Raw genomic sequence first — 25,446 nt, 5'->3', positions numbered from 1 at the left:
TCAGCCTCCGGCAACGGGCCGGCGCACCGGCCGGCCGGGACGTGCCGCGACATCAAGCACACCATCATTGATCAGCGGCTGACCGCTGACCACGAGGTGCCGCACGCCTTCCGCCGGACGGTTCATCGCCGAGAAGGTCGCGCGGTCACTCAGCGTCTCGAAGTCGAACACCACGATATCGGCATCGGCGCCCACCTGCAGCCTGCCCTTGGCCCGCATCGCCGGCGTGCTCGCCGACAGAATCTCCGCCGGGATCAGCGCGCATTTGCGGATGCCCTCGAGCAGCGACACTTTCTTGCGCTCGCGCACCCATTCGCGAATGAAGCGGGTGAAGCAGCCTGCCGAACGCGGATGCGAGGTGGCGTCATCAGGCAACGGCCAGGCGTCGCCCGTGTAGGGGCGGCCATCCGACAGCGTCCACGGCATCGCGTCGGACGCGATCGCGCCGCCCGGATACAGCACAGCCATGTCGAGCAGATCGCGATGATGCGCGTTGTTCTCGATATCGAGCACATGCCACAGCACCAGCGTCGAGGGTTCTTCGGCCTGCGCCGCCAGCAGTTCCTCGCGGCTGCCGAAGCGGTGCCCGTCGGTCACGCGCTGCACCGAATCATAGCCGAGGCCGTTGCGCTCCTCGAATTTCGGATCGCTGAAGAAGGTCGCCGCCAGCACGGTCGAGCCGGTGCCGTAGGGATAGGCTTCCACCGTGATCGGCAAGCCTTGCGCCTGCGCCTTGGCGATCAGCGCAACACAGCGTTCGATATCCGTCTTGCTCGACGAGTTGAAATGGCAGATGTGCATGTGCGCGCCGGTGGCGCCGGCATAGCCGATCAGGCGGATATAGGCCTCCGCCGCGCTCTCGGGATCGATGCGGGACATGTAGGCGACGTGGGTGAAGGTCGGCACCGCATGATCAGCCGCGAGCTGGCACACCGCGGTCAATTCCTGCACGCCGGCGCCCGGCGCATAGGCGTTGAGAATGCCGATGCCGATGCCGCCTTCATTCAGTCCGCTGGCAAGACGCTCAAGGATGCCGCCGACCTCGCCTTCGGTCGCCACGTTCTCAATCCAGCGGCGATCGCGCATCGCCGCGCCAAACGATTCCAGCGAGCTTTCGGAATTCGAGCCGGTCATCGCGCCGATCCGCGCAAAGGCCCAGTTGGCCGCGGCGCCATAGTTCAGCACCCGCCCCTTCTCGGCCTGGCGCTTGTACCAGGAAGCAACCGGCAGAACGCCGGCCTCGAGGTCGAGCGTCGTCGTCACCCCGTCGAAGGCCTGCATGCGATCGGCCGGAATGGTCTGGCCGTGCGCATGCAGGTCGATGAAGCCCGGCGCCACCACAAGGCCGGTCGCGTCGATCTGGCGTTCAGCGCCACCAAGGCCGGTCCCGACCGCGGCGATCCGACCGTCGACAACGGCGACGTCACCGACCGCGTCCATCCCGCTGGCCGGATCCACCACCCGGCCGCCGCTGATCACCAAACCACCCATCTCGCCACTCCCCGCATTGTCCGACACCGCGGTCCCCGCCGGCCGCCTTCATAAAAGGCTTACGACCGGTCCGATGCGAGGCCAAGAGACAAAAATGCATCGCATCTATCGCAACGCCACGATCGGGATCATTGCAACGTGGTGTAACGCGATTGTCCTTTGCGCAACGGGAGAAGACGGCGTCGATCAAGAAATGCCCACTCAAATCCCTTCGAACTGCAGCCGCGCCAGCCGCGCATAGAGCCCGTTGGCGGCGACCAGCTCGGCGTGGGTGCCCTGCTCGACGATCCTGCCCTGGTCCATCACCAATATGCGGTCGCAGGACAGCACGGTCGCCAGGCGATGCGCGATCACCAGCGTGGTGCGATGGCGCATCAACTCCTCCAGCGCGGTCTGCACCAGCGTCTCGCTCTCGGCGTCGAGCGCCGAGGTCGCCTCGTCGAGCAGCAGCAACGGCGCATCGCGCAGGATCGCGCGGGCGATCGCGATGCGCTGGCGCTGGCCGCCGGACAGCGTCACGCCGCGCTCGCCGAGCTGGGTATCGAAGCCGCCGGGCAGGCGGCGCAGGAATTCGCTGGCATGCGCCAGGTCGGCGGCGTGCTCGACCGCGGCGTCATCGGCATCCGGCCTGCCGAAGCGGATGTTCTCGCGGGCAGAGGCGGCGAACACGACGGAATCCTGCGGGACCAGCGCGATCCGCGCACGCACGTCGGCCGGATCGGCCTGCCGGATCGGCACGCCGTCGAGCGAGATGGTGCCCGATTTCGGGTCGTAGAAGCGCAGCAGCAGATGGAACAGGGTGCTCTTGCCGGCGCCGGAGGGGCCGACGATCGCGACTTTCTCGCCTGATCGTACCGACAGCGACACGCCGTCGATCGCGAGCGCGTTGGGCCGGGTCGGATAGGCGAAGCTGACATTGTCGAAGCCGACATCGCCACGCGCCGGCTGCGGCAGTGCGCGGGGCGATGTGGGAGCCGCGATCTCCGGCTTGACGCGCAGGATCTCGAACAGCCGTTCGGCGGCGCCGGATGCAGCCGAGACCTCGCCCCAGACCTCGCTGAGCTGGCCGAGGCCGCTCGCAGCGAAGGCCGTATAGAGAATGAACTGGCCGAGCCGGCCGGGGCTGATCGTTCCAACCAGCACATCGTGCGAGCCGACCCAGAGGATCACGACGACGCTGGCGAACACGATGAAGATGACGATCAGTGTCAGCATCGCCCGCGCCTTGGTCGAGCTGCGCGCGGCGTCATAGGCCTGCTCGACCTCGCGGCCAAAGCGCGTCCTGGCCAGCCGTTCGCCGGTATAGGCCTGCACGGTGCGGATCGCGTTGACCAGTTCGGAGGCATAGGCGCTGGCATCGGCCAGCGTATCCTGGGCGGTGCGCGACAGCCGCCGCACCCAGCGGCCGAACGCGACCAGCGGAATCACGATGATCGGAATCGCTAGCAGCACGAAGCCGGAGAGCCGCGGGCTGGTGATCACCATCATCGCGGCGGCGCCGAAAAACAGCATCAGGTTGCGCAGCGCGATCGACACCGACGCGCCGACCGCGGACTTGATCTGCGTGGTGTCGGCGGTGAGCCGCGACACCAGCTCGCCGGAACGCGCGGAATCGAAGAACGTGGGCGACAGCGCAATCAGATGCGCGAACACGTCACGCCTGAGATCGGCGACGATGCGCTCGCCGATCGTCATCACGAGGTAGTAGCGCGAGGCGCTGGCGCAGGCGAGCACGGCGACGACCGCGATCATCACGCTGAAATAGCTGTTGATCATCGCGATGCCTTCGGGCGTGAAGCCCATGTCGATCATCCGCCGCACCGCGACCGGCACGACCAGCGTGGTGATCGCCGCTATCGTCAGCGAGATCAGCGCCAGGATCGCCCGGCCCTTGTAGCGCGCGACATAGGGCGCGAGCGCAAGCAAGGGCCGCAACCGAGCACGGCTCTTTGCCGGCTCCGTGATCTGGCTCTCGATGAAGGCCTCCTCATCGAGCAACGCGTCGCGCGGAGGCGGCTCGGGGGTGCCGCGAGGAGTCTCAAGCTGTTCAGCTACGCTCATCAATCTGGACCGGTTCTATCGTCCCCCACATAGGCCCGCTGACCCCCGGCTGGCAAATCCGGTGAAGTCCCAATCCGGTGATGGGCTTAAGCCCTTTCTTGGCTTGTTTTGGGGGGGCCCATGCGTTATAGAGCCGCCAAATCCCGTACTGAGATGTCTTGAGACGGGCGCCGGCGCGCCGAAGGAACTGCCATGAAAGCCGATATTCATCCGAATTATCATACGATTAAGGTCGTCATGACCGACGGCACCGAGTACCTGACCCGCTCGACCTGGGGCAAGGAAGGCGACACGTTGAACCTCGACATCGACCCCAAGTCGCATCCGGCCTGGACCGGCGGCACCCAGCAGCTGATGGACCGCGGCGGCCGCGTCTCGCGCTTCCAGAAGAAGTTTTCGGGCTTCCTCAAGAAGGACTAAAGTCCGCTTCGGGATCGCCCTGGCGATCACACGCAAAACGCCCCCGCCTCGGGGGCGTTTTTTTGTGGGTGCACGAAGCACGCTCCTCGCAACATGTGTCTCGGTGTCATCACCCGCGAAAGCGGGTGATCCAGTATTCCAGAGACGCCAGTGCTTGAACCGAGAAGCTGCGGCGTACTGGATCGCCCGGTCGAGTGGCGATGACAGAGTAGTATGGGGCGCACTTTCGCATTCTCGCGACATGATTTGTCCGAGCTTTGCATTTCGTTTCGCCCTCTCTTGAGCAGAGGGCGCAGGGAAAGCCGGGTGCCGATCGCACCCATGGGCCCCGTGCAAAGGTAGAAAGCACGGGGGTAGGACCACAGGTGTAACCGGAAACAACCCGGCTTTCCCTGCGCGATGGTTTACGGCTTATACGTGCTCACCCCGGCGAGACTGGGCTTTTTTGTCACCGCCTCCGCAACCACGCTTGCGCGTGATGCGGGAGGATACCTGCCACTGGGGCGTCAGGCCTGCACGATTTCGCCGTCCGCCGCATGCGCACTCGTCAGTTGCACACTCGGCGTCCACCGCATCTCACCGCAACACCGTGACGATGCGCAGCGCCCCTCGATCGGGTGAGACGGGCATATTGAACATCTGAGTTGGGTCAAACGCGAAGCGGAATTTTGCCCGTCGGGTTAATATGTCGCAGCCTTTGTATGGCCATTCCAGGGCTCGCTGCAGGCGAGAACTGCGACGCGCAATTGCGCCGCGGAGAATCAATTAGATCACATCGGTAATTGGCCCGTCGCTGACATCGGGCCGGCTTGGATCGATGTCCCCTTATCGGACCTGCGGCGATGTCCGCTTTCGCGCCGCTATCGGGGATATAGCAGACCTCCAACGCCGGGTAATTGAGCTTCTGAGATTGATGAGTACACGCCTTAGATCTGCAGAAGCAGCTCGTAGCGCAGCTTAACGAGACGTTAATCTACACCATCACCGCTGATGGACGATGACTGCTTCTAGCGATCGTGGAAAGCCAGCCGCGCGCCGAGTGCCACCAGGATGCTGCCGCCGATCCGCTGCGTGATCCGCTGTGACATCTTCGAGCGCTGCAGCTTCGACATCACGGCGTCGGCGAAAAACACGCAGACGACATCGACCGCCGAGAACGTCAGATTGACTGTTGTGCCGAGCAGAAGCAGCTGGGCCCAGACCGGCAGGCTTGCCGACGTGTCGACGAACTGCGGCAGGAACGCCAGGAAGAAGATCGCGGTCTTCGGATTGAGCACCTCGACGACGACGCTTTGCGCGAAGGCGCGCTCGGCGGAGAGCGGCGCAAGCTCGGGACGCTTTGCGTTGTCGCGATCGCGAAATAGCGACAGTCCGAGCCAGACCAGATAGGCCGCACCGGCGAGCTTCATCGCCATGAACAGCGGCGGCACCGCGTGAAATAGAAGAGCGAGGCCGGCGGCCGCGGCGAGGACATGGACATAGCCGCCGAGATGCAGGCCGAGCGAGGCCATCAGCCCCGCGCGCCGGCCGCCCGCCAGCGTGCGGGCCGCGGCGTACAGCATGGCCGGACCGGGGATCAGCGCGAAGGTCGCGGTCGTGACCGCGAAGGCAAGGTACAATTCCATCAGGAGCTTTCGTCTAGTGCAGGATGACTTTACGACGAATCGAGCCGCGGACTCCGCTTCACCTCGCCCCGCATGCGGGGAGAGGTCGGAATGCATCATTAGATGCATTCCGGGTGAGGGGAGTCTCCGCGAATGCAATTACCACCGTATTTGCGGCGACAGCCCCTCACCCCAACCCTCTCCCCGTAAGAACGGGGCGAGGGAGCGCAGTGCCATCGCGGTCGCCATTCGATCTAATCTCATCTAGTTTGCCGGAATCATCCCGGCGACCTCGCGATCGGCCGGATTGTCGCTGGCGCCGAGGCCCGCGATGACGCCGGCGCGATCCTCGAGCTTCCGGTTCTGGCTCATCTTCTTCTTGGCGTCGATCCGCGTGATCGGCATCCGGAAGCCGACGATCCCGCGCAGCTGCGCCTTGATGAAATCATCAGGTGCGTCGCTGACCTGCCAGGCTTCCTTGCGCGACGTCTCGTGCAGCTCGGTCAGCCGGGTCACGACGTCGAGCAGGCGGTCGGCATCCTCGAAGAACTCGGCCGGCCCATAGGCGTGTACGGCGACGTAGTTCCAGGTCGGCACCACCTTGCCGTGCTCGGCCTTGGTTACGTACCAGGACGGCGTCACATAGGCGTCGGGCCCGGTGAAGATCGCCATCGCCTCGCCGATCGCAGGGAGCTTCCATTGCGGATTGGGCCGCGCGACGTGACCGTACAGCGTGCCGTAATCGCCCTCGTTTTCCTCTAGGATCAGCGGCAGCGGTGTTGCGATCAGGCCGTCGGCGGTCGCGGTGACCAGCGTCGCAAGCCGCGACGCCCGCATCGCGGCGTGGATCGGGCCGAGCTCATCCATCTTGAAATGCTGCGGCAGGTACATGGCAAACCTCATCAATTGGTGCTCGCACAATAGCGCCGAAGTGGCCTATGATAAGAGCCACTTTTGATAATACTGATTGGTCCACTATGCCCCGTCTGCGCACCACGGTCAGCATTCCTTCGCTTCGCGCGGTCGACCGCGCCGCCGGACAGGTTGGACGGCAGATCGCGCAAGCCCTGCGCGCCGCCATTGCGAGGGGCGAACTGAAGGCCGGCGAATTTCTGCCGTCGACCCGCGCGCTGTCGGCCTCGCTCGGCGTTGCGCGCGGCACCGTCACGGAGGCTTTCGAGCAATTGCTGGCCGAGGGCTATCTGGAATCGCAGGTCGGCGCCGGCACCCGCGTGGCGCCGACGCTTGCAGAACAGCCGCGGCCCGTCCGCCCGCCGGTCAATCGCAGCCCCAACAAGAGCATGCCGATCCAGTTGCCCGCACGCGCGATGCGGCTTGCCAAAGTTGCGTCGGCCTTCACGCCGATGCCGGAGGCGCCGTTTGCAATCGCGGTCCCGGGCGGGGCTGTCGCTCCCGACGACAACTGGCGCCGCCTCGGCAACCGCGTGCGCGCCTCGCGCGCGGCGGCGCCGGCAAGCTACGGCGATCCGCGCGGCCTGATGGCGTTGCGGCACGCGATCGCCGACTATGTGCGCAAATCCCGCGCGGTGCATTGCGAGCCCGAGCAGGTCGTCATCACGGCCGGCACGCAACAGGGGCTGTATCTCGCCGGCCGCGTGCTGCTGTCATCGGGTGACCGCGTGTGGGCCGAAGATCCCGCCTATCCCGGCATGACGGCCGTGCTCGACGATCTCGATCTCGTCACCACGCGCGTGAGCGTCGATGCGCAAGGCATCGACGTCGATGCCGCCATCTCCGCGTGCCCAAATGCACGCGCGGCTTTCGTGACGCCCTCGCATCAGTATCCGCTGGGCATGCCGATGAGCATGGCCCGCCGCAACGCGCTGGTGGCGTGGGCCGCGCGACGCGACGGCTGGATCGTCGAGGACGATTATGACAGCGAGCTGCGCTATGCGGGTCATCCCTTCCCGTCGATGCAGGGCCTCGCGCCGTCGCGCGTGATCTATCTGGGCACGCTGAGCAAAGTGCTGTTTCCGTCGCTGCGGCTCGGCTACGTCGTGGCGCCTCTGCCGCTGATTGACGCCTTCGCCGGCGCGCGGGCGCTGCTCGACCGGCATTCGCCGACCGCCGACCAGCATGTGCTGGCGGCCTACATGCGCGAAGGGCTGTTCGAAGCGCATATCAGGCGCATTCGCGGCGTGTACGCCGCACGGCGCGCGACACTGATCGCAGCGTTGACGCGCCACTTGCCTGATAACGTCACGCTGCAGCCGAGCGACCAGGGCATGCATCTATTGCTGTGGCTGCCGCAAGGCTTCGACGATGTGCAATTGGCAAAGGCCGCACTTGCCGACGGCATCGTCGTGCGGCCGATTTCACCGATGTACAAGGCAGCAGCACGGTCCGGCCTGATGCTCGGCTTCGGCGGATTCGAACCGGAAGAGCTGGAGGCAGCCGCGATCCGCCTGCGGCGCATGATGGATCAGCACAGGCCGCAGCGGCGGACCAGGCCACACCGTGCCGACGCTTCACACTGAGTCTGCTACCCGGATTTTACTGCTCGAACGCAGCCTTCAGCCGGTTGAGGTGCGGCACCAGCGGGTTGCCGATCGACGAACGGTCCGGCGCCGGAGCGTGGATCGTGGTGTCGAGGCGGCGGACGCGCGCCTGCAGATCCATCGAGCGGGCGATCAGTTGCTGCAGTTGCTCCGGCAGCTTCGTCACCATGTCGGCAGCGCCGGGATCGGCGGCCGAGAGCTTGACCTTGGTCTTCTCGCGATTGGCCTGGGTCAGCGTCATCTCGCCTTCCTTGACCGCGCGATGCAGCAGCAGCCAGGACGCGAGTTGCATCAACCGCGTGGTCAGTCGCATGCTTTCGGTGGCATAGGTCAGGCTGACCGAACGTTCCAGCGCCTTGGCCTCGGACCGTCCGTCGCCGTCGAGATAGGCGGCGGTTTGCTCGACCAGGTCCATGCCTTCCCGGAACAACACGCCGAATGCCGCAGAATTGGTCAGCCGTTCACTGAACAGCACAAGCCCGGCTTCGCTCTGGGAACGATCGGCCATGGTTAACGCCCTCACACCACCGTAACGCCCGCTGGCATCTGACGCGCCAGCTTATGATGAACAAATCATTGCGCGGGCGCGCCGAAGAGTCCAGCCGCAACCCGATTTATGGTTTCCAGGTGATAGGACGCACAAAAAAGAGCCGCCGTTTCCGGCGGCTTTTGAAGTTGATAACAGGGAGGCGTCAAACAGAGTGGACAGGAGCCACTCGGTGTCCAAACGAGGACAGTGCAAGTCATAATCGAGAAAGCTTAACCGATCGTAAATGAACGGATTTCTTCAGGCTTTGTTTGCCATGTCGGCCAGTGACCTAGTTTGGGACAGTGCCAAGTCGATCTCCATGGGTCGTCCCGGCGAACGCCGGACCCATAACCACCAATGCCCGCGTTGCGCACAGCTGTGGCCCAAGCCGTACGCAACAAGAAACAGCGGTGGTTATGGTCCCGGGTCGTGCTCGCTTTGCTCGCTTGTCCGGGACGACGTCGTGACGTCGCTGGCTACGACTTGAAGACCGCGTTGGCGGCATCCTTCGATGCGCGCTTCTTGGTCATCGCCTCTTTCAGGCGATCGACTTCGGTAGTGAGCAGCGCGATGCGCTCGGTCAATTCCTCGACCGACAGCAGCGAGAGATCCTGTCCGATCTCGTGGCTGATTTTCTTCCGCGGCCGGTCCTCATCCTCAATCGGCATGTGTCCTCCCGGCGATGCTGATCTGGCGCTGTGCGTCCAGAGATGGTAAATGTTCGACTTGAGGAGAATTTTGCAGTGACTTTCGTGTGCGCGCAACACCTGACGCGAATGCCCCGGCCCGACCGCAAGGAGTCTGACCGGACGGGATAGTGCGCGCCCGCGCGCGCCAGGCATGAGCCGACCCCAAGCCCTTCCGATCATGCGGGAGGGCTTTTGATTTTTCCGGTTGGATTTCTTTTGATTTCTCCGGGGGTCGGCATCAACAAGCGCGAAAGACCGCACCATGACCAAAATTCTCATCACCAGCGCGCTGCCTTACGTGAACGGCGTCAAGCATCTCGGCAACCTCGTCGGCTCGCTGCTGCCCGCCGACGTCCATGCCCGCTTCCGCCGGCAGACCGGTGACGACGTGCTCTTCATCTGCGCCACCGACGAGCACGGCACACCCGCCGAGCTCGGCGCCATCGAGGCGGGACAGGATGTCAGGGCGTTCTGCGATGCGCAGCATGCCATCCAGGCTGACATCTACCAGCGCGCCGCACAATCATGCGCTGACGCAGCACTTCTATCGTCGGCTCGATGCAGCCGGGCTGATCGCGGCGCGCACCTCGCGGCAGGTGTGGTCGCCGGCCGACCAACGCTTCCTGCCCGACCGCTACGTGCTCGGCACCTGCCCGCATTGCGGCGATGGATCGGCCCGCGGCGATCAGTGCGACCATTGCGGCACGCTGCTTGACCCGCCGGAACTCATCGATCCGCGCTCGGCACTGTCCGGCGACCGTGCGCTCGAGATCCGCGAGAGCCGTCATCTGTTCCTGCGTCAGTCGCAACTTGTCGACAGCATCGGCGCATGGATCGACAGCCGCACCGGATGGCCGCCCTTCGTGGTGTCGACCGCGAAGAGCTGGCTCAACGCCGAGCTGCGCGACCGCTGCATCACGCGCGATCTCGCCTGGGGTATTGCGGTCCCGCGCGAGGGCTTCGACGGCAAGGTGTTCTACGTCTGGTTCGACGCGCCGATCGGCTACATCGCGGCCACGCAGGACTGGGCCGCTGCCGCACCAGGCCGCAACTGGCAGCAATGGTGGTGGCAAGCGGACGACGTCAGCTACATCCAGTTTCTCGGCAAGGACAACATCCCGTTCCACACCGTGAGTTTTCCGGCGACGCTGATCGGCTCGGGCGAACCGTGGAAAACCGCCGATGTGATCAAGGGATTCCACTGGCTGAATTACGAGGGCGGCAAGTTCTCGACCAGCGGGAAGCGCGGCATCTTCACCGACGCGGCGCTGGAGGAATTGCCGGCCGATCTCTGGCGCTGGTGGCTGGTCGCCAACGCGCCCGAAAGCGCCGACACCGATTTCAGCGTCAGCAGATTCGTTGCCGACGTGAACAAGGATCTCGCCGATATCTTCGGCAATCTCGCCAACCGCATCATCAGCTTCACCCATCGCGCGTTCGACGGCCGTATCCCGGATGGTGGAGATCCCGGTGATGCCGAGCGGCAGCTCGCGCTCGATCTGGAACAGCGCGTCGCAGCACTCCACCGCCATCACACGGCACTTGAGTTTCGCGCCGCGGCGGCTGCGACCCGCGCGATCTGGGACGTTGCGAACGCTTACCTGCAACACACGGCACCATGGACCGCGATCAAGTCCGATCCGGAACGTGCCGCGATCATCACCCGCACGGGCCTCAATCTCGTCGCGCTCTGCGCGACGCTGGCGTGGAGCATCGTACCAAACCTCGCGGAGCGCGTGCTCGGCGCGCTCAGTCGCAACGATGCCGTACCGCACTGGCCCAATGGCCCACTCATCCCGCTGCTGGATGGCGGCGCCGGCACGCCGGTCGCAGGGCTCGGCCCGTTGGTGGAGAAGATCACGCCTGAGAGAGCGAGCCATCTGACGGCGCGGTTCGGGGTTTAATGGCGTTTCGCTTCGTTCGAAAAGGCGATATGCCATCAGCCAATCCTCTTCACTGATCAGGGATCAGCCATGACAAACCTGCCCGCGCAAATGACCGTTGTCGCCATCAGCAAGCCCGGTGGCCCGGAGGTGCTGGTGCCTGAGACCCGCGCGTTGCCGGTGCCGAAGGCCGGCGAGATTTTGGTCAAGGTCGCGGCCGCCGGCGTCAATCGCCCCGACGTCGCGCAGCGCTCCGGCTCCTATCCGCCGCCGCCCGGCGCGAGCGACCTGCCCGGCCTCGAGATTGCCGGCGAAGTGGTCGCGCTCGGCGAGGGCGCAAAGCACAAGATCGGCGACAAGGTGATGTCGCTCGTCGCAGGCGGCGGCTACGCGCAATATTGCATCGCGCAGGACGAACAGGCGATGACCGTGCCGCCTTCGCTGTCGATGCAGCAAGCCGGCGCGATTCCGGAAACGCTGATGACCGTCTGGCACAATGTGTTCGAGCGCGGCGCGCTCAAGGCCGGCGAGACGCTGCTGATCCACGGCGGCTCGTCGGGCATCGGCACGATGGCGATCCAGCTTGCCAAGGCGTTCGGCGCCAAGGTGATCGTCACCGTCGGCTCGCAGGACAAGGCGGATGCCTGCCTCAAGCTCGGCGCCGATCACGCGATCAACTACAGGACCGAGGATTTCGTCGAGGCGGTGAAGACCGCCACCGGCGGCACCGGTGCCAACGTCATCCTCGACATGGTGGGCGGCGACTATATCGACCGGAACTATGACGCCGCCGCGGTCGAGGGCCGCATCGTCCAGATCGCGTTCCTGTCGGGAACACCGAAGGCGTCAGCCAATTTTGCCAAGCTGATGGTCAAGCGGCTGCAGCACACAGGCTCGACCCTGCGCCCCCGTAGTAATGCGGACAAGGCGGCGATGGTCGCGGCAATCGAGGCAAAGGTGCTGCCCTTGTTGCGCGAAGGCCGCGTCAAACCGCTGATGGATAGCACATTCCCGCTGGAAAAGGCCGCCGACGCACACCGGCGCATGGAGACCAGCGAACATATTGGCAAAATTGTGTTGGTCGTTTAACTCTCGCAGCGGAAGCAGGGGCGGAAACCCTTTGATTTCCTTCGCTTTCGTGTCATTTATCGCGCCACCTCCGGGCCGGTCGCCGGACCCGGGCAGTTTGTCGATCGCGGAGTACTGACATTGCGTCCGATCAGGTGCCTTGCGCTGCTGGCGCTGGGCCTCATGATGTTTGCCGCTGCGCCTGACGCGTATGCGATCGACGCGGTCAGCGTGCGCAGTGATGCGCCGGCGATCGACCTGACAGCGGTTCTCGACCATCAGCGCAGTGAAGCCGACCGCATCCAGGTCTCCACCGCCCCCGGAACCGACGGCATCGTGCGCCGCATCGAAGTTCGCGCCCGCGAAGGCGGGCAGAACTGGGTGGTGTTCGCGCTCGCCAACAACACCGACGACCAGCTCGACCGCCTGATCGTCGCGCCGCACTACCGCATCGTGTCGTCAGGCCTGTTGTGGCCCGACCTCGGCCTGTCGCGCATCGCCACCATCACACCGTCGGTCGGCGATCGTCCCGAGCGGCAGGAGAGCCCGACCGCCGATGTGTTCCGCATCACGCTCGATCCCGGCGCCGTCGTCACCTATGTCGCGGAACTGCGCACCGACAAGCTGCCGCAGCTCTATCTGTGGGAACCCGACGCCTACAAGGACAAGGTCAACTCGTTCACGCTGTACCAGGGCATCGTGATCGGCATCTCGGGCCTGCTCGCGCTCGTGCTCACGATTTTGTTTGTGGTCAAGGGCAGCATCATGTTCCCGGCCGCCGCGGCGCTGGCCTGGGCGGTGCTGGTCTATATCGGCGTCGACTTCGGCTTCTGGGGCAAGGTGCTCGACATGTCGAACAACGCCGAGCGCGTCTGGCGCGCGGCGGGCGAGGCGATCCTCGCGGCGACATTGCTTGTATTCCTGTTCGCGTACCTCAATCTCAGTCGCTGGCATGTGCGCTATTCGCACATCACGATCGGCTGGCTCGTCTTCCTCGGCTCGCTGGTCGCGCTGGCGCTGTTCGACCCCGCGGTCGCCTCCGGCATCGCGCGCATGTCGCTGGTGATGATCGCCTTCGCCGGCTTCGCGCTGATCGTCTATCTCTCGACCCACGGCTTCGACCGCGCGGTGCTCTTGATCCCGACCTGGTTCCTATTGGTGGTCTGGGTGGTCGCGGCCGGCATGACGGTCGCCGGCTCCGTCACCAACGACATCGTCGGCCCGGCGCTGCTCGGCGGCCTGGTGCTGATCGTGATGCTGATCGGTTTCACGGTGATGCAGCACGCCTTCGCGGGGGGCGGCGCCACCACCGGCGTCGTCTCCGATGTCGAGCGCCGTGCTTTGGCGCTGACCGGCTCCGGCGATCTGATCTGGGACTGGGACGTGTCCGCCGACAAGGTGTTCACCAGCCCCGAGACCGAGGCCCTGCTCGGCCTCAAGCGCGGCACGCTGGAAGGCCCGGCGGCCAAATGGCTCGAGGTGCTGCACCCGCTCGACCAGGACCGCTTCCGCGCCGCGCTCGACAGCGTGCTTGACCAGCGCCGCGGCCGCTTGGTGCAGGATTTCCGACTGCGCACGCCCGACGGCCACTTCATGTGGTTCGCGCTGAAGGCGCGGCCGGTGGTCGGCTCCGACGGCGAGGTCTCGCGCGTGGTCGGCACGCTGACCGACGTCACCGAGTTCAAGAACTCCGAAGAGCGGATGCTGCATGACTCCGTGCATGACAATCTGACCGGCCTGCCGAACCGCCGGCTGTTCATGGACCGCCTCGGCGCGGTGGCGAACCTCGCCAAGACCATGCCGAACCTGCGGCCCACGCTGATGGTGATCGACCTCGACCGCTTTAAGCAGGTCAACGATTCCGTTGGGATTGCGGTCGGCGACTCCATCCTGCTGACGCTGGCGCGCCGTCTCACCCGCATCCTCAAGCCGCAGGACACGCTCGCCCGCATGGCCGGCGACCAGTTCGGCCTGATCCTGCTGTCGGAGCAGGACCCGGCGCGGATCACCAATTTCGCCGAGACCATCCGCAAGACCATCCGCGCGCCGATCGCGTTCAACGACCGCGAGATATTCCTGACCGCCTCGATCGGGCTTGCGCTGTCCGATCCGCAGGCGCCGCTCACCGACGAGATCATCAAGGACGCCGAGCTTGCGATGTATCACTCCAAGCGGATCGGCGGCGACCGCATCGACGTCTACAAGTCGGCGATGCGGGCGCGTAAGACCGACCGCCTGACGCTGGAGAGCGACCTGCGCCGCGCCATCGAGCGCCAGGAGATCACGATCCTGTACCAGCCGATCGTGCGGCTGGAAGATCGCGCGATCGCGGGCTTCGAGGCGCTGGCGCGCTGGGACCATCCCAAGCTCGGCCGGATGTCGCCGTCTGAGTTCATCAACGTCGCCGAAGAGACCGGCCTGATCGTTGACCTCGGCATGTTCGTGATGGACCAGACCGCACGCCAGCTCGCGGTGTGGCAGCGCGCGATGCGCTCCCGCGAGCCGATCTTCGCGTCGGTCAACGTGTCGTCGCGGCAACTGCTGCGCCACGATCTGATCCACGACATCCGCACCGTGCTGTCGCGCTCCTCGGTAGCGCGCGGCACGCTGAAGCTGGAACTGACGGAATCGCTTGTGATGGAGAATCCGGAGCACGCGGCCCAGATGCTGGCGCGGATCCGCGAGCTCGGCACCGGGCTGTCGCTCGACGATTTCGGCACCGGCCACTCCTCGTTGTCCTATTTGCAGCGCTTCCCGTTCGACACCATCAAGATCGACCAATCCTTCGTCCGCACCACGAGCCGCGGCACCCGCCCGGTGATCCTGAAATCGATCATCGCGCTGGCGCACGATCTCGGCATGGAAGTGGTCGCGGAGGGCGCCGAGACGGATTCGGACGCCGTCGAGCTCTACCAGCTCGGCTGCGAATACGCGCAGGGGTTTGCCTTCGGCGAGCCGATGGATGCGGACGCCGCCACACGGCTCCTCACCGAGGAACGGCTGGAAGCCGCGAGTTAGGTTCTGGCGAAGGCACCCCGCCACCGCGCTCACGGATGTCATACTCCGCGGAAGCGGAGTATCCAGTACGCTGCGGCTTGTCCGTATTGCTTTGACGTCTCTGGAATACTGGATCGCCCGCATTCGCGGGCGACGACGAACTAGGGCGCGGCGTCTCACCTGCCCTTCGGCATTCGCTTGAACTTGACGCTCTTGCCGTCGGCCTGACGCGTGGCGATGTAGCCGGCGTCTAAGCAGGCTTCGCGCTGCGGCATCTTCTCCTGCGGGCTACGCAGGGTTTCCCACCACGACGCCCGGTGCGCGGCGCGCGGCAGCGCCGCATCGATGATCGCCTCGATCTCCTCGAAGGTCAGCACGAATTCGGGCAGATGCTGCTTCTTCAGATAATCCCGCAGCGCGTCGTAGTCGTTCACAACGTCCTCGATGACAAAAGACCAGGTTCCGGCAACCACCCGTTAACCCATTCGGCGGCCGCTGTCGCCACTTAAGGCGACAACAACATTTCCCGATGCATGACGGCGCTTTGGAGCCGGACATGCCATTTCGACGGGGAAAGGACGCAAGGCGGCGCTGGCGACTATCGGCAAAGCTGCTGATCGCCTCGTCGGTTGCGGCCGTGCTCGGCTTTTCCGCGGTCTGCACCGGCGTGATGCTCGACATGCGCCGCGGCGAGGAGGAACTGGCCCGCCGGACCCTGGAGAATCTGGCGTCAGGCATCGAGGCCGACATCAGCCGCAACATCGAGCTCTACGACCTGTCGCTGCGTGCGGTCGCCAGCAATCTGGAAATGCCGGAGATCCGCAATGTCAGCAAGGAGCTGCGCCAGCTGATCCTGTTCGATCACGCCGCCACCGCCAAGTATTTCGGCGCGATCCAGGTGTTCGACACCAAGGGCAACCTGACGATCGACGCGGCGAGCCTCGATCCACGGCCGGAGAACCGCAGCGACGAGGAATATTTCACCATCCAGCGCGACCATCCCAACACCGGTCTGTATGTCAGCCGGCCGATGCTGCATCGCGGCGCCTACGCCATCGTGCTGAGCCGTCGCATCGTCGACGACGGCGGCCGCTTCCTCGGCGTCGTGGCCGGCTCGATCCGCTTCAGCTATTTCCACGATTTGTTCGGGCGGCTGAACCTCACGCCGGGCGACACCATCACCGTGCTGCGCAACGACCGCACCATCATCATGCGGACGCCGTTCGATCTCGACGTGATCGGCAAGAACCTCGCGGAGCAGCTCGACTGGAAGGCCGAGAACCTGAAGGCGGGCGGTGCCTTCTCCGGCAAGGGTCCGGTCGACGATACCCCACGGCTCTATGTCAGGCGCAGCAGCACCGGCCCGCTTTACGTCGTGGTCGGCAAGCCGCTCGAAGCCGTCTTCAATCTGTGGCGCACCGAAGCGATCCGGATCGGCGCGATCATGGCCTTTCTGATCCTGTTCGTGCTCAGCGCGACGCTGGTGCTCGCCCGCGAAATCGTCCGCCGCGCCGACGCCGAGGACAAGCTCGAGGAGCTCGCGACCACCGACGCTCTCACCGGCCTGAAGAACCGGCGCAAGTTCGACAGCGAGATCGAGCGCGAGTGGCGCCGCGCCAGCCGGTACGGCCAGCCGGTCGCGCTGTTGATGATCGATGCCGATCATTTCAAGGCCTACAACGACACCTATGGGCATCAGGCCGGCGACCAGGTGCTGGTCGGAATCGCAATCTGCATTTCGGACGCGGTGCGCCGCGCCGGCGATTGCCCGGCCCGCTTCGGCGGCGAGGAATTTGCCGTGCTGCTGCCCAACATGACCGCGCTCGAGGCCTTCAATCTGGCCGAGACCATCCGCAACAAGGTCGAGCAATGGTGCGAGGGCGAGCTGATCACGACGGTGAGCGTCGGCGCCGCCAGCATGCGTCCGACTGCAAGCCAGCAATGGTCCGACCTGATCGAAGCCGCCGACAAGGCGCTCTATGCCGCCAAGGCCAACGGCCGCAACCAGTCGGTGCTCGCCACCGTGCCGAAAATCGCGCTGGTGGCGTAAGGCCCGGGTTGGCAGCGGCAAAATTGCGGGCTGCACATGCAAATCAAGTTAGTCGCGCAATCTCTCCGCATCGTCGTCCCGGCGAAGGCCGGGATCCATAACCACGGGCCTTCGTTGTTGAAGCGAGTTGCGGCCATAGCGTTATGCAACAACGAGCATCGGTGGCTATGGGTCCCGGGTCGCGCTGCGCTTGCCCGGGACGACACTGAATTTGCTGCAGCGCTCGAGACCCATACATCGGCATTCTGAACGCGCAGCTATGCGGCGCTGAAGCCAGTTCAGCCGCGGTGCTTCTTTCTTGGCTTCTTGCCGAACTTCGGCTTCGCAGTCGACACGTCTGGCCACTGCGCGTGTCCGGCCTGGCCGGACTTGTTCCGATGTTTCTTTTTCTTGCCGAACCCCGGCTCTCTGTCGAATTTCGGCTTCGCGCCTTCGCCGTCCCGGTCGAATCGGAACGCGGCTCTCGGTTCCTGTTTTGACGCGTATTCTTCACGCGAACGGCTCGCGCCTTCGCTCGAAAACGCTCGCGCCTCGCGGTCCGGCTTGCCGCGTCGCTTTGCTGCCGCGTCGTCACGCGGCTCGTCACGGCGCGGTGCGCTGTGCCCGCCGTCATCCTTGTCGCGCCAAGCATCGTGCCTGGGCTTGCGCGACGGCTTGTCCGAGGGTGCCTGGCGCTGCGGAGCGTCCGCCAGCGGCTCGATGCGGATCGTGTCTTCCTTGTCCGGACGCTTGATCTTGACGGCAAAGGAATCCGCGGCCCGCGCGGCGATCTCGAACTCGGTGGTCGTATCCAAGATCTTGATGGCGCCGATGTCGTGCTTGTCGATGCCGCCGCGACGACAGATCATCGGCAACAGCCAGCGGGCTTCGGCATTCTTTCTGCGTCCGATAGAGGCGCGGAACCAGACCGTAGCCTCCTGCATGCCGTGACGCGGGGAGGCCTTACCCGTCTTCGATCGCGGCCCGGCGGAACGATCTTCACGGCTCGAGGCGCGCTCGCCGCGGCGATCGTCGCGCTCCCGCCCCCGTCCCTCGCCGGGATCGAGAATGTCTTCGGGCGCTGGCAGCCGCGCGCGATAGAGCCGCGCAAGCGCCGCGGCAATCGCCTCGGGCGACCGCTCGGCGAGCAAGGCCTGCGCCAGCACCAGATCGTCGGAGGTCGCCTCTTCTGAGAACACCGCATCCTGCATCAGGCGATCATGGTCGAGCTTGCGGATCTCGTCCGCCTGCGGCGCAGACCCCCAGACGACATCGATGCCGGCGAGATCGAGCAGCAATTCCGCGCGCCGCCGCCGTGCCGGCGGCACCAGCAGGATGCTGACGCCCTTGCGGCCGGCGCGGCCGGTGCGGCCCGAGCGGTGCTGCATGACCTCGGGGTCCTTCGGCAGATCGGCGTGAATGACGAGATCGAGGCTCGGCAGGTCGATGCCGCGCGCCGCGACATCGGTCGCGACACAGACCCGGGATCGTCCGTCGCGCAACGCCTGCAGCGCCTGGGTGCGCTCGTTCTGGGTCATTTCGCCTGACAGCGAGGCCACCGAGAACCCGCGCTCCAACAGCGCGGCCTGCAAATGCCTGACGGCTTCCCTGGTATTGCAGAACACCAGCGCGCTCGGCGCCTCGTAAAAGCGCAGCACGTTGACGACCGCGTGCTCGACATCGTCGGCTGCCACCCGGATGGCGCGGTACTCGATATCGGCGTGGCCGCCCTCGTCGCCCGCGACTTCGATCCGGAACGCCTGTTGCTGATACTGCTTGGCCAGCGCGACGATGCCGCGTGGAAATGTCGCCGAGAACAGCAGGGTGCGGCGCGTGTCCGGCGTGGTTTCGAGGATGAATTCCATATCCTCGCGGAAGCCGAGATTGAGCATTTCATCGGCTTCGTCGAGAACGACGACGCGCAATCCCGAGATGTCGAGACGGCCGCGCCGCAAATGATCGCACAACCGGCCGGGCGTCCCGACCACGATGTGAGCGCCTGCCGCAAGCTCGCGCTGCTCGCGGCGCGGGTCCATGCCGCCGACGCAGGACACGACACGTCCGTCAGCATGTTGATAGAGCCATGCAAGCTCGCGCTGAACCTGCAAGGCGAGCTCGCGTGTCGGCGCGACGATCAGGGCCAGCGGCGCTGCGGCCTGTTCGAACCGCTCGCCGCCGTCGAGGAGGTCCTTTGCCATGGCCAATCCGTAGGCAACGGTCTTGCCCGACCCGGTTTGGGCCGAAACCAGCAGGTCACGGTCGACAGCGTCGTCCGCGAGAACGGCGAGCTGGACAGGGGTCGGCTGATCGTAGCTGCGCTCAGCCAAGGCGCGGGCGAGCGGCGAACTTGTGGTCGGAAAGGGCACGAGATGGGAAACCTTGATTGGTCCGGGCGCAGAACGTCGAGCAGGGCGACCTGAAGTTGCGTACCCGGCAGGCGGCACAGCCGCATGACGATTTGGGGTGCTTTACGCCAAGAACAACCAAATCGCCATGCCCCCGTGGCGAAAAACACGGCGCACCGATCAGGCCGGCTGTCCGATCGGGGCCTGGCTGCGGGCGATCCGGTCCATCAATCCGGACAACCGCGATCGCGGCGGGCCGGCTGCGGCTATCAGGCCGCCCGCCCCTCGCAGCGCGCCCGGCGCCAGCTCGCAGGCCAGCAGCCGGTCACGCTGACACGGACCGGGCATGTGGAGCGTACCGGTCTTCTCCGCCGAAAAGCCGAAGCGGCTGTAATAGGCGGCGTCGCCGACGAGGATGACGGCGCGGTGGCCGAGCCCGTGCGCCCGCTGCAAGGCCTGCCGCATCAGCGCGGCGCCGATGCCAGACATCGCGCATCCTCCGCCCCCGCAAGCGGGCCGAGCAGCAGACAGGCGTGGCCGGTGCCGGTCACGACCGGCCACAGCCGTACCGTGCCGACCAGGCGACCGGCGCACCGCGCGACCAGGGCAAGGCCGCGCGCCGGCTTGCGCCCTTCGCGCAGCCGCTCCGAGGTCTTGGCGAAGCGGCCGGGGCCGAACGCGGCATCGAGCAGGCTGTCGCGCGCAGCCACGTCGGATCGGCTTTCCCGACGGATCACGACCCGATCGCGGTTCGGAGAACGAAGCAGCGACATTACGCGACCCTCGCCAGATAGATGAAGACCTCGTCGAGATCCCAGGCACTTGAAGCGATCGGCGAGCTCGGCCGGACGCCCCATCGCGACGACGCGGCCGTGGCATGGCTATGGTGGTGGTCTTGCCGGCGCCGTTGCCGCCGAGCAGGTCGACAGTCCAGCCCCTGGGCACGATGAAGTTCACGTCGTCGACCGCCCAATGGGTGCGGTACTGCTTGCAGAGGTCTTCGACTGCGATGGCTGGTGTCATCGCTATCGAGTCGGTCAGGCGCATTGTCCTGCGCGGGCGTGGTGCGCGTTGCGGCGGATTACGCTTCGCCAACCCGCCCTACATGACCGAGCGAGGATGCGCTGAAGTTGCCTCGGCCCTACATCACTTCACCTTGAGCGCCTTCTCGTGGCTCTCGAGCGCCGATGCCATCAGCTTCGGCAATTGCGCGGCATAGGTCTCGATGAAGGTGGCGTCGCCGCAGGCCTCCGGATCGCGCGCGGCCTGCTCGGCGACGCGCGCGGCCTTGGCCTCGCACTTTGCGAACATGTGCCAGAACCAATCCGGATTCTTGCTGAGTGCCGGCTTGTTCTTCTTGATGACGGCGGCGCCGACCGCGCTCATCGCGCTGACGACGCCGGCGCCCAGCGTGCTGATGGCGCGCGCGTTGAGGATATCTTCGCGCGACTGCGTGGTGGCGTTGGTCGCGGTCGCTCGTCCGGTCGTTCGTGCCTTGGCCGGCATGCTCAAACTCCTTGTCGATCCCTTTGGCGGGCGAAGCATCGGCCGCGGAAGTTGAGGAAGGCTCAAGGGGCATGGTTGAAAAGCGCTATGGATTTCATTCCGGTTTTATGCGCTTCCGAAATATCGGGGCCTGGCGGAGCATTTCAAGTGGGTGCCGATGCACCAGTTGCGGCGCCTTCTGGTCTCAGCCCCTGTTCTTGATCCGGCTGCGGTGCGCGGCCTGCTTGGCGCGATTGCCGCAGACGGCCATGCTGCACCAGCGGCGCGCACGCGCCCTTGTGTGATCGGCGAAGACCATCGTGCAGGTCGGGCCCTCGCACGCCTTGATGTCGGAAAAGCTCTCCTCGCAGACGACCTTGGCCATCGCCTCGCCGATCGGCAGCAGCAATGACTCCGGCGAGCGCCAGCGCCGCGTTCGCTCCAGCGCAAAGCCGTCATGATCGTCGTGGCGATGCGCCACGATCCGGCTGAACGCCGCGTCGCTTTCGAGCAGCCGGTTCAGCCGCTCCAATTCCCTGAGCGCCCGTGGCGCCAGCGGCCGGCCCATATGCTTGCGGACGAAGCCGCGGAACCATTCGCGCAAATCCCGGGCTTGGTCGGCCACATTGTCGAGTTCGCCCGGGATCGCGCGCGCCTTGAGCTCGTCGAGTACGTCTGAAGGCACCAGCTTCGCCTGCGCGAGCCAGCGCAACAGGCCGTCGCCATCGGCGATCCAGTCCACCGGCGTATCGACCGGGGTCGCGAGCGAATTGATGAAATCGAGGCCCAATGCGTCGGCGACGAACATCGCGGGCGGGTGGGATTGCACGGTGATGCCCTCCTGGACGGTTTCTGAACTTCGGTCGAAATAACCTGCTTAAAGGACATTGACAAGTTACCAACACTGAGCCATAAGCGCCGTAACCTGTCAATGAACAATTTACTGGTTACTAGCAGGTCAGCTGAAGGAGCTGAAGATGTCAAACAAGGATGTCAGCGTGGTGCTTGCCCATGGCGCGTGGGCCGACGGATCAAGCTGGGGGCGCGTGATCACGGCGCTCGACGCCGAGGGCATCACCGCAGTGGCGGCGCCGCTGCCCCTCACCTCGCTCACCGACGATGTCGCCGCATTGAACCGCACGCTGGATCGCGTCGAGGGACCGGTCGTGCTGGCGGGCCACGCCTACGCCGGCGCAGTGATCGCCGAGACCCGCTCGCCGAACGTCAAGGCGCTGGTCTATGTCGCGGCGCTGGCGCCAGACGAGGGCGAGACGGTTGCCGACGTGTTCTATCGCGCACCGTCGCATCCGTTCGCGCCCAAGCTCGCGCCCGACGCGAATGGCCTGATCTGGCTACCCGAGCCCGCCTTCGCATCGGCCTTCGCGCAAGGTGCGCGGGCCGAGGACATCGCGGTGCTCGCCGCCGTGCAGCGGCCGATCTCGCCCGCTTGCATCACGGTGCCGGTCGGCCGTCCGCTCTGGAAGGACGTGCCGAGCTGGTTCCTGGTTGCCGAGGACGACCGGATGATCGCGCCCGAGACCCAGCGCAGCATGGCTGCGCGGATGAAGGCTGCCGTGCGATCTCATGACGTCGATCACACCCCGATCGTGACGGCGCCAAAGCTCGTCGCTGACATCATCCGGGAAGCCATCGGCGGGCTTGTGACGCAAATCAAATCCTAGCCTCCAAAACCACACCACCACATCACGACCACAAGGAGAGACAGATGTCCCAGGTCAAGTATCGCACGGCCGGTGTCGACGGCTTCAACGTGTTCTATCGCGAGGCCGGTTCACCCGGCGCGCCGAAGCTGCTGCTGCTGCATGGCTTCCCGAGTGCGGGCCACATGTTCCGCGATCTGATCCCGCTTCTCGCGGACAAATTCCACATCGTGGCGCCAGACCTGCCCGGCTTCGGCCAGTCGGACATGCCGCCGCGCGACAAGTTCAGCTACACGTTCGACAACATCGCCGGCGTGATCGATCGCTTCACCGATATGATCGGCTTCGATCGCTTCGCGGTCTATGTGTTCGACTATGGCGCCCCGACCGGATTCCGTCTGGCCGTGAAACATCCGGAACGGATTACTGCGATCATCTCGCAGAACGGCAACGCCTATGAGGAGGGCCTCAGCGACGGCTGGACGCCGATCAAGGCCTATTGGCAGGATCCCTCGCAGGCGAACCGCGACGCGCTGCGCGCCTTCCTGACGCCGGACACCACGCGCTGGCAGTACACCCACGGAACGTCAGATCTGCAAGCCGTGTCGCCTGATGGACAGAACCTCGACAATTACTACATGGCACGGCCCGGCGCGCACGACGTGCAGCTCGACCTGTTCGGCGACTACAAGAGCAACATCGCGCTCTACCCGGCCTTCCAGGATTACTTCCGCACCCATCAGCCGCCGTTCCTCGCGGTTTGGGGCAAGAACGATCCGTTCTTTCTGCCGCCGGGCGCGGAAGCGTTCAAGCGCGACAATCCGCGCGCGGTCGTTCGCTTCTTCGATACAGGCCACTTCGCGCTGGAAACCCATGCCGCCGAGATCGCGCAGGTCATCCGCGAGTTCCTGATCTGCTGACGTCAGCGCACGCCGCTACGCCCCGGTGACACGCCAGATCACGTTGCCGACATCGTCGGCCACGAGTAGCGAGCCGTCGGCGCCGAGCGCGACGCCGACCGGACGGCCGTAGGAGACCTTCTCGTCGGGCGCGAGGAAGCCCGACAGGATGTCGCGCGCGGGACCGGAAGGACGGCCGTTCTCGAACGGCACGAACACCACCTTGTAGCCGGAAAGCGTCGAGCGATTCCACGAGCCGTGCTGACCGATCACCATCCCGTCAGGGAAACCCGGCAGCGTGCCCTGGGGCATCCAGCACAGGCCGAGCGAGGCGGTGTGGCCGCCGAGCGCATAATCCGGCTGGATCGCCTTGGCGACCATCGCCGGATCCTGCGGCACGCGATCGTCCACCGTCTTGCCCCAGTAGCAATAGGGCCAGCCATAGAAGCCGCCGTCGCGCACCGAGGTCAGATAGTCCGGCGGCGTCTCGTCGCCGATGCCGTCGCGCTCATTGACGACGGTCCAGAGCACACTCGTGCTCGGCTCCCATGCGAGCCCGACCGGATTGCGCAGGCCGCCGGCGAAGATGCGGCTGGTGCCGGCGACGAGATCGAGTTCGTAGATCGCGGCGCGGCCTTCCTCGACCGCAAAGCCGCTCTCGGCGATGTTGGTGAGCGAACCGACGCCGGCATAAAGCTTGGTGCCGTCGGCGTTCGGCAGCAGGCTGCGCGTCCAGTGCCCGTCGGGCTTGAAGGTGACGAGCTTGCGCCCCTGCGCGGTGATGCGATCGGCGCCCGCCGTGTAGGGAAACGCGACCACGCCGTCGGTGTTTCCGACATAGAAGGTGTCGCCGATCAGCACCATGCCGAACGGCTGGCTCAATCCTTCCATGAAGGCACCGCGGCTTTCGGCGACACCGTCGCCGTCGCGGTCGCGCAGCAGCGTGATGCGGTTGGCGCTGACGCCGAGCGCGGCGGCGCGCCGCATCGTCGCCTGCATCGCATAGTGAAACACGCTGCGCGGTGTCCCTGCGATTTGTGTTGCCTCCGCGATCAGCACATCACCGTTGGGCAGCACGTTGATCCAGCGTGGATGGTCGAGGCCGGCCGCAAAGGCGTTGACCTTGAGCCCGGGCGCGGCGATCGGGAGCTGGCCCTCGTCCCAGCCCCTTGCCGTCGGCATCTTCAGCGTCGGGATCGCGCCCTGCGACTTCGCCGCCGGAATCTGCGGCGTGCTGCCCCAGGCGGGCGCGGGCTCGGCGCCCTGCATCCGCCGCCACGCCACGGCACCGGCCCCGATCGCCGCGACGACGCGGGCAAAAACTCCAGACGTGCTCATCAACTTCCCCTGTACTTGCGCCGTGTTATTGCGCCCTGCGGCCCGGCCGCGGCCCGCAGGAGCATTCGCATAATGCCCGCCCCGATGACAGTAATTATACGATCTTCGCAGCGGCCACCGAATCGGCGAAACTGACTGCACGCTCCCTTGTCAGAGCGTTTTCCTCCCTGAGACCTTGCCCGCCGCAGTGGCGGGCTTCCTTTTCCGAAGCGCCCCGCGCTTTCAAAGCACCGCGGCCGCGCCGTGGGCCGTTATAGCCGAAAAAGCATAGCGGGCCGGCGACGGATGCATCCTACCGGGCAGAGCCCGGCACTGCCCTCGCACGGCACAGCCCCCTCACAAAAATCTGATCCCACGCTCGCGCAGATTCACGTTCCTGAGTTGCATGGCAACTCAGGAACGCTGGTCCATGGCGGTCGTTGGTCGGG

The 25,446-nt window shown here is 65.4% G+C and carries 20 protein-coding genes and 1 pseudogene; 8 read left to right on the top strand and 13 right to left on the bottom strand.

Features of this window, described 5'->3' with window-relative positions:
• Positions 1-1,491 carry an amidohydrolase family protein gene (locus ABIB78_RS00170; RefSeq protein ID WP_429020140.1) on the bottom strand — a complete coding sequence of 497 codons (1,491 nt, stop codon included), beginning with the start codon at positions 1,489-1,491 and terminating at the stop codon, positions 1-3.
• A gap of 201 nt (positions 1,492-1,692) precedes the next feature.
• Positions 1,693-3,552, bottom strand: coding sequence for an ABC transporter ATP-binding protein/permease (locus ABIB78_RS00165; RefSeq protein ID WP_429020138.1), 1,860 nt, complete (start codon positions 3,550-3,552; stop codon positions 1,693-1,695).
• A 192-nt stretch (positions 3,553-3,744) separates the two neighbouring features.
• On the opposite strand from ABIB78_RS00165, the gene rpmE reads away from it, so the two are divergent.
• Positions 3,745-3,972, top strand: a complete 228-nt coding sequence (gene rpmE / locus ABIB78_RS00160) for a 50S ribosomal protein L31 (RefSeq protein ID WP_016845230.1) — start codon at positions 3,745-3,747, stop codon at positions 3,970-3,972.
• Between the two features lie 1,007 nt (positions 3,973-4,979).
• Here rpmE and ABIB78_RS00155 read toward each other — a convergent pair.
• On the bottom strand, positions 4,980-5,597 hold the full coding sequence (locus ABIB78_RS00155; RefSeq protein WP_429020135.1) for a LysE family translocator: 618 nt from the start codon (positions 5,595-5,597) through the stop codon (positions 4,980-4,982).
• Positions 5,598-5,840: 243 nt separating this feature from the next.
• The gene (locus ABIB78_RS00150) at positions 5,841-6,467 is read right to left on the bottom strand and encodes an FMN-binding negative transcriptional regulator (protein ID WP_429021476.1); all 627 of its coding nucleotides are present in this window, start codon (positions 6,465-6,467) and stop codon (positions 5,841-5,843) included.
• Between the two features lie 86 nt (positions 6,468-6,553).
• On the opposite strand from ABIB78_RS00150, the gene ABIB78_RS00145 reads away from it, so the two are divergent.
• Complete coding sequence (locus ABIB78_RS00145; protein ID WP_429020134.1) at positions 6,554-8,074, top strand: PLP-dependent aminotransferase family protein; 1,521 nt, start codon at positions 6,554-6,556, stop codon at positions 8,072-8,074.
• 16 nt (positions 8,075-8,090) lie between these two features.
• On the opposite strand, the gene ABIB78_RS00140 is transcribed toward ABIB78_RS00145, so the two are convergent.
• Together ABIB78_RS00140 and ABIB78_RS00135 are read right to left on the bottom strand one after the other, a co-directional pair.
• A complete protein-coding gene (locus ABIB78_RS00140) occupies positions 8,091-8,603 on the bottom strand; it encodes a DUF1465 family protein (RefSeq protein WP_429020132.1) in 513 nt (170 codons plus the stop codon).
• Positions 8,604-9,100: 497 nt separating this feature from the next.
• On the bottom strand, positions 9,101-9,292 hold the full coding sequence (locus tag ABIB78_RS00135) for a DUF1192 domain-containing protein (protein ID WP_429020130.1): 192 nt from the start codon (positions 9,290-9,292) through the stop codon (positions 9,101-9,103).
• Between the two features lie 334 nt (positions 9,293-9,626).
• On the opposite strand from ABIB78_RS00135, the pseudogene metG reads away from it, so the two are divergent.
• The 3 genes and pseudogenes from metG to ABIB78_RS00120 all read left to right on the top strand — a co-directional run.
• Positions 9,627-11,217 (top strand): annotated as a pseudogene (gene metG / locus ABIB78_RS00130) (methionine--tRNA ligase); the annotation flags it as partial.
• A 69-nt stretch (positions 11,218-11,286) separates the two neighbouring features.
• On the top strand, positions 11,287-12,285 hold the full coding sequence (locus ABIB78_RS00125; protein WP_429020128.1) for an NAD(P)H-quinone oxidoreductase: 999 nt from the start codon (positions 11,287-11,289) through the stop codon (positions 12,283-12,285).
• 120 nt (positions 12,286-12,405) lie between these two features.
• Entirely contained in the window at positions 12,406-15,282 is a 2,877-nt protein-coding gene (locus tag ABIB78_RS00120; protein WP_429020126.1) for an EAL domain-containing protein, read from the top strand.
• A gap of 155 nt (positions 15,283-15,437) precedes the next feature.
• On the opposite strand, the gene ABIB78_RS00115 is transcribed toward ABIB78_RS00120, so the two are convergent.
• Complete coding sequence (locus ABIB78_RS00115; protein ID WP_429020125.1) at positions 15,438-15,695, bottom strand: DUF7662 domain-containing protein; 258 nt, start codon at positions 15,693-15,695, stop codon at positions 15,438-15,440.
• Positions 15,696-15,817: 122 nt separating this feature from the next.
• Here ABIB78_RS00115 and ABIB78_RS00110 point away from each other — a divergent pair, with 122 nt between their 5' ends.
• Positions 15,818-17,311 carry a sensor domain-containing diguanylate cyclase gene (locus ABIB78_RS00110; protein WP_429020123.1) on the top strand — a complete coding sequence of 498 codons (1,494 nt, stop codon included), beginning with the start codon at positions 15,818-15,820 and terminating at the stop codon, positions 17,309-17,311.
• A 278-nt stretch (positions 17,312-17,589) separates the two neighbouring features.
• Here the strand turns inward: ABIB78_RS00110 and ABIB78_RS00105 are convergent, their stop codons facing one another.
• The 5 genes from ABIB78_RS00105 to ABIB78_RS00085 all read right to left on the bottom strand — a co-directional run bounded on the left by ABIB78_RS00105 (position 17,590) and on the right by ABIB78_RS00085 (position 21,928).
• Positions 17,590-19,656, bottom strand: coding sequence for a DEAD/DEAH box helicase (locus tag ABIB78_RS00105; RefSeq protein WP_429020121.1), 2,067 nt, complete (start codon positions 19,654-19,656; stop codon positions 17,590-17,592).
• Between the two features lie 159 nt (positions 19,657-19,815).
• Positions 19,816-20,124 (bottom strand): GNAT family N-acetyltransferase, encoded by a 309-nt coding sequence (locus tag ABIB78_RS00100; protein ID WP_429020119.1) that lies wholly within the window; start codon positions 20,122-20,124, stop codon positions 19,816-19,818.
• Positions 20,100-20,408 carry a GNAT family N-acetyltransferase gene (locus ABIB78_RS00095; RefSeq protein ID WP_429020117.1) on the bottom strand — a complete coding sequence of 103 codons (309 nt, stop codon included), beginning with the start codon at positions 20,406-20,408 and terminating at the stop codon, positions 20,100-20,102. The genes ABIB78_RS00100 and ABIB78_RS00095 overlap by 25 nt, the downstream gene beginning before the upstream one ends.
• 373 nt (positions 20,409-20,781) lie before the next feature.
• Positions 20,782-21,141, bottom strand: coding sequence for a hypothetical protein (locus tag ABIB78_RS00090; RefSeq protein WP_429020115.1), 360 nt, complete (start codon positions 21,139-21,141; stop codon positions 20,782-20,784).
• A 184-nt stretch (positions 21,142-21,325) separates the two neighbouring features.
• Positions 21,326-21,928, bottom strand: coding sequence for a CGNR zinc finger domain-containing protein (locus ABIB78_RS00085; protein WP_429021473.1), 603 nt, complete (start codon positions 21,926-21,928; stop codon positions 21,326-21,328).
• 169 nt (positions 21,929-22,097) lie between these two features.
• Here ABIB78_RS00085 and ABIB78_RS00080 point away from each other — a divergent pair, with 169 nt between their 5' ends.
• Positions 22,098-22,802, top strand: coding sequence for an alpha/beta fold hydrolase (locus ABIB78_RS00080; RefSeq protein ID WP_429020113.1), 705 nt, complete (start codon positions 22,098-22,100; stop codon positions 22,800-22,802).
• 44 nt (positions 22,803-22,846) lie between these two features.
• Positions 22,847-23,701, top strand: a complete 855-nt coding sequence (locus ABIB78_RS00075; RefSeq protein ID WP_429020111.1) for an alpha/beta fold hydrolase — start codon at positions 22,847-22,849, stop codon at positions 23,699-23,701.
• 15 nt (positions 23,702-23,716) lie between these two features.
• Here ABIB78_RS00075 and ABIB78_RS00070 read toward each other — a convergent pair whose 3' ends face one another.
• On the bottom strand, positions 23,717-25,018 hold the full coding sequence (locus ABIB78_RS00070; protein WP_429020109.1) for a PQQ-dependent sugar dehydrogenase: 1,302 nt from the start codon (positions 25,016-25,018) through the stop codon (positions 23,717-23,719).
• Positions 25,019-25,446: the final 428 nt, after the last annotated feature.

Origin of the sequence: Bradyrhizobium sp. I1.14.4 (assembly GCF_050435825.1) — a bacterium.
GTDB lineage: Bacteria > Pseudomonadota > Alphaproteobacteria > Rhizobiales > Xanthobacteraceae > Bradyrhizobium.
This window is presented reverse-complemented; position numbering and strand designations above follow the sequence as displayed.

Coding starts and splice junctions, on each gene's coding strand:
- ABIB78_RS00170 (WP_429020140.1), bottom strand. CDS start 1,491: ATGGGTGGTTTGGTGATCAGCGGCGGCCGGGTGGTGGATCCGGCCAGC.
- ABIB78_RS00165 (WP_429020138.1), bottom strand. CDS start 3,552: ATGAGCGTAGCTGAACAGCTTGAGACTCCTCGCGGCACCCCCGAGCCG.
- rpmE (WP_016845230.1), top strand. CDS start 3,745: ATGAAAGCCGATATTCATCCGAATTATCATACGATTAAGGTCGTCATG.
- ABIB78_RS00155 (WP_429020135.1), bottom strand. CDS start 5,597: ATGGAATTGTACCTTGCCTTCGCGGTCACGACCGCGACCTTCGCGCTG.
- ABIB78_RS00150 (WP_429021476.1), bottom strand. CDS start 6,467: ATGTACCTGCCGCAGCATTTCAAGATGGATGAGCTCGGCCCGATCCAC.
- ABIB78_RS00145 (WP_429020134.1), top strand. CDS start 6,554: ATGCCCCGTCTGCGCACCACGGTCAGCATTCCTTCGCTTCGCGCGGTC.
- ABIB78_RS00140 (WP_429020132.1), bottom strand. CDS start 8,603: ATGGCCGATCGTTCCCAGAGCGAAGCCGGGCTTGTGCTGTTCAGTGAA.
- ABIB78_RS00135 (WP_429020130.1), bottom strand. CDS start 9,292: ATGCCGATTGAGGATGAGGACCGGCCGCGGAAGAAAATCAGCCACGAG.
- ABIB78_RS00125 (WP_429020128.1), top strand. CDS start 11,287: ATGACAAACCTGCCCGCGCAAATGACCGTTGTCGCCATCAGCAAGCCC.
- ABIB78_RS00110 (WP_429020123.1), top strand. CDS start 15,818: ATGCCATTTCGACGGGGAAAGGACGCAAGGCGGCGCTGGCGACTATCG.
- ABIB78_RS00100 (WP_429020119.1), bottom strand. CDS start 20,124: ATGTCTGGCATCGGCGCCGCGCTGATGCGGCAGGCCTTGCAGCGGGCG.
- ABIB78_RS00095 (WP_429020117.1), bottom strand. CDS start 20,408: ATGTCGCTGCTTCGTTCTCCGAACCGCGATCGGGTCGTGATCCGTCGG.
- ABIB78_RS00090 (WP_429020115.1), bottom strand. CDS start 21,141: ATGCCGGCCAAGGCACGAACGACCGGACGAGCGACCGCGACCAACGCC.
- ABIB78_RS00085 (WP_429021473.1), bottom strand. CDS start 21,928: ATGTTCGTCGCCGACGCATTGGGCCTCGATTTCATCAATTCGCTCGCG.
- ABIB78_RS00080 (WP_429020113.1), top strand. CDS start 22,098: ATGTCAAACAAGGATGTCAGCGTGGTGCTTGCCCATGGCGCGTGGGCC.
- ABIB78_RS00075 (WP_429020111.1), top strand. CDS start 22,847: ATGTCCCAGGTCAAGTATCGCACGGCCGGTGTCGACGGCTTCAACGTG.
- ABIB78_RS00070 (WP_429020109.1), bottom strand. CDS start 25,018: ATGAGCACGTCTGGAGTTTTTGCCCGCGTCGTCGCGGCGATCGGGGCC.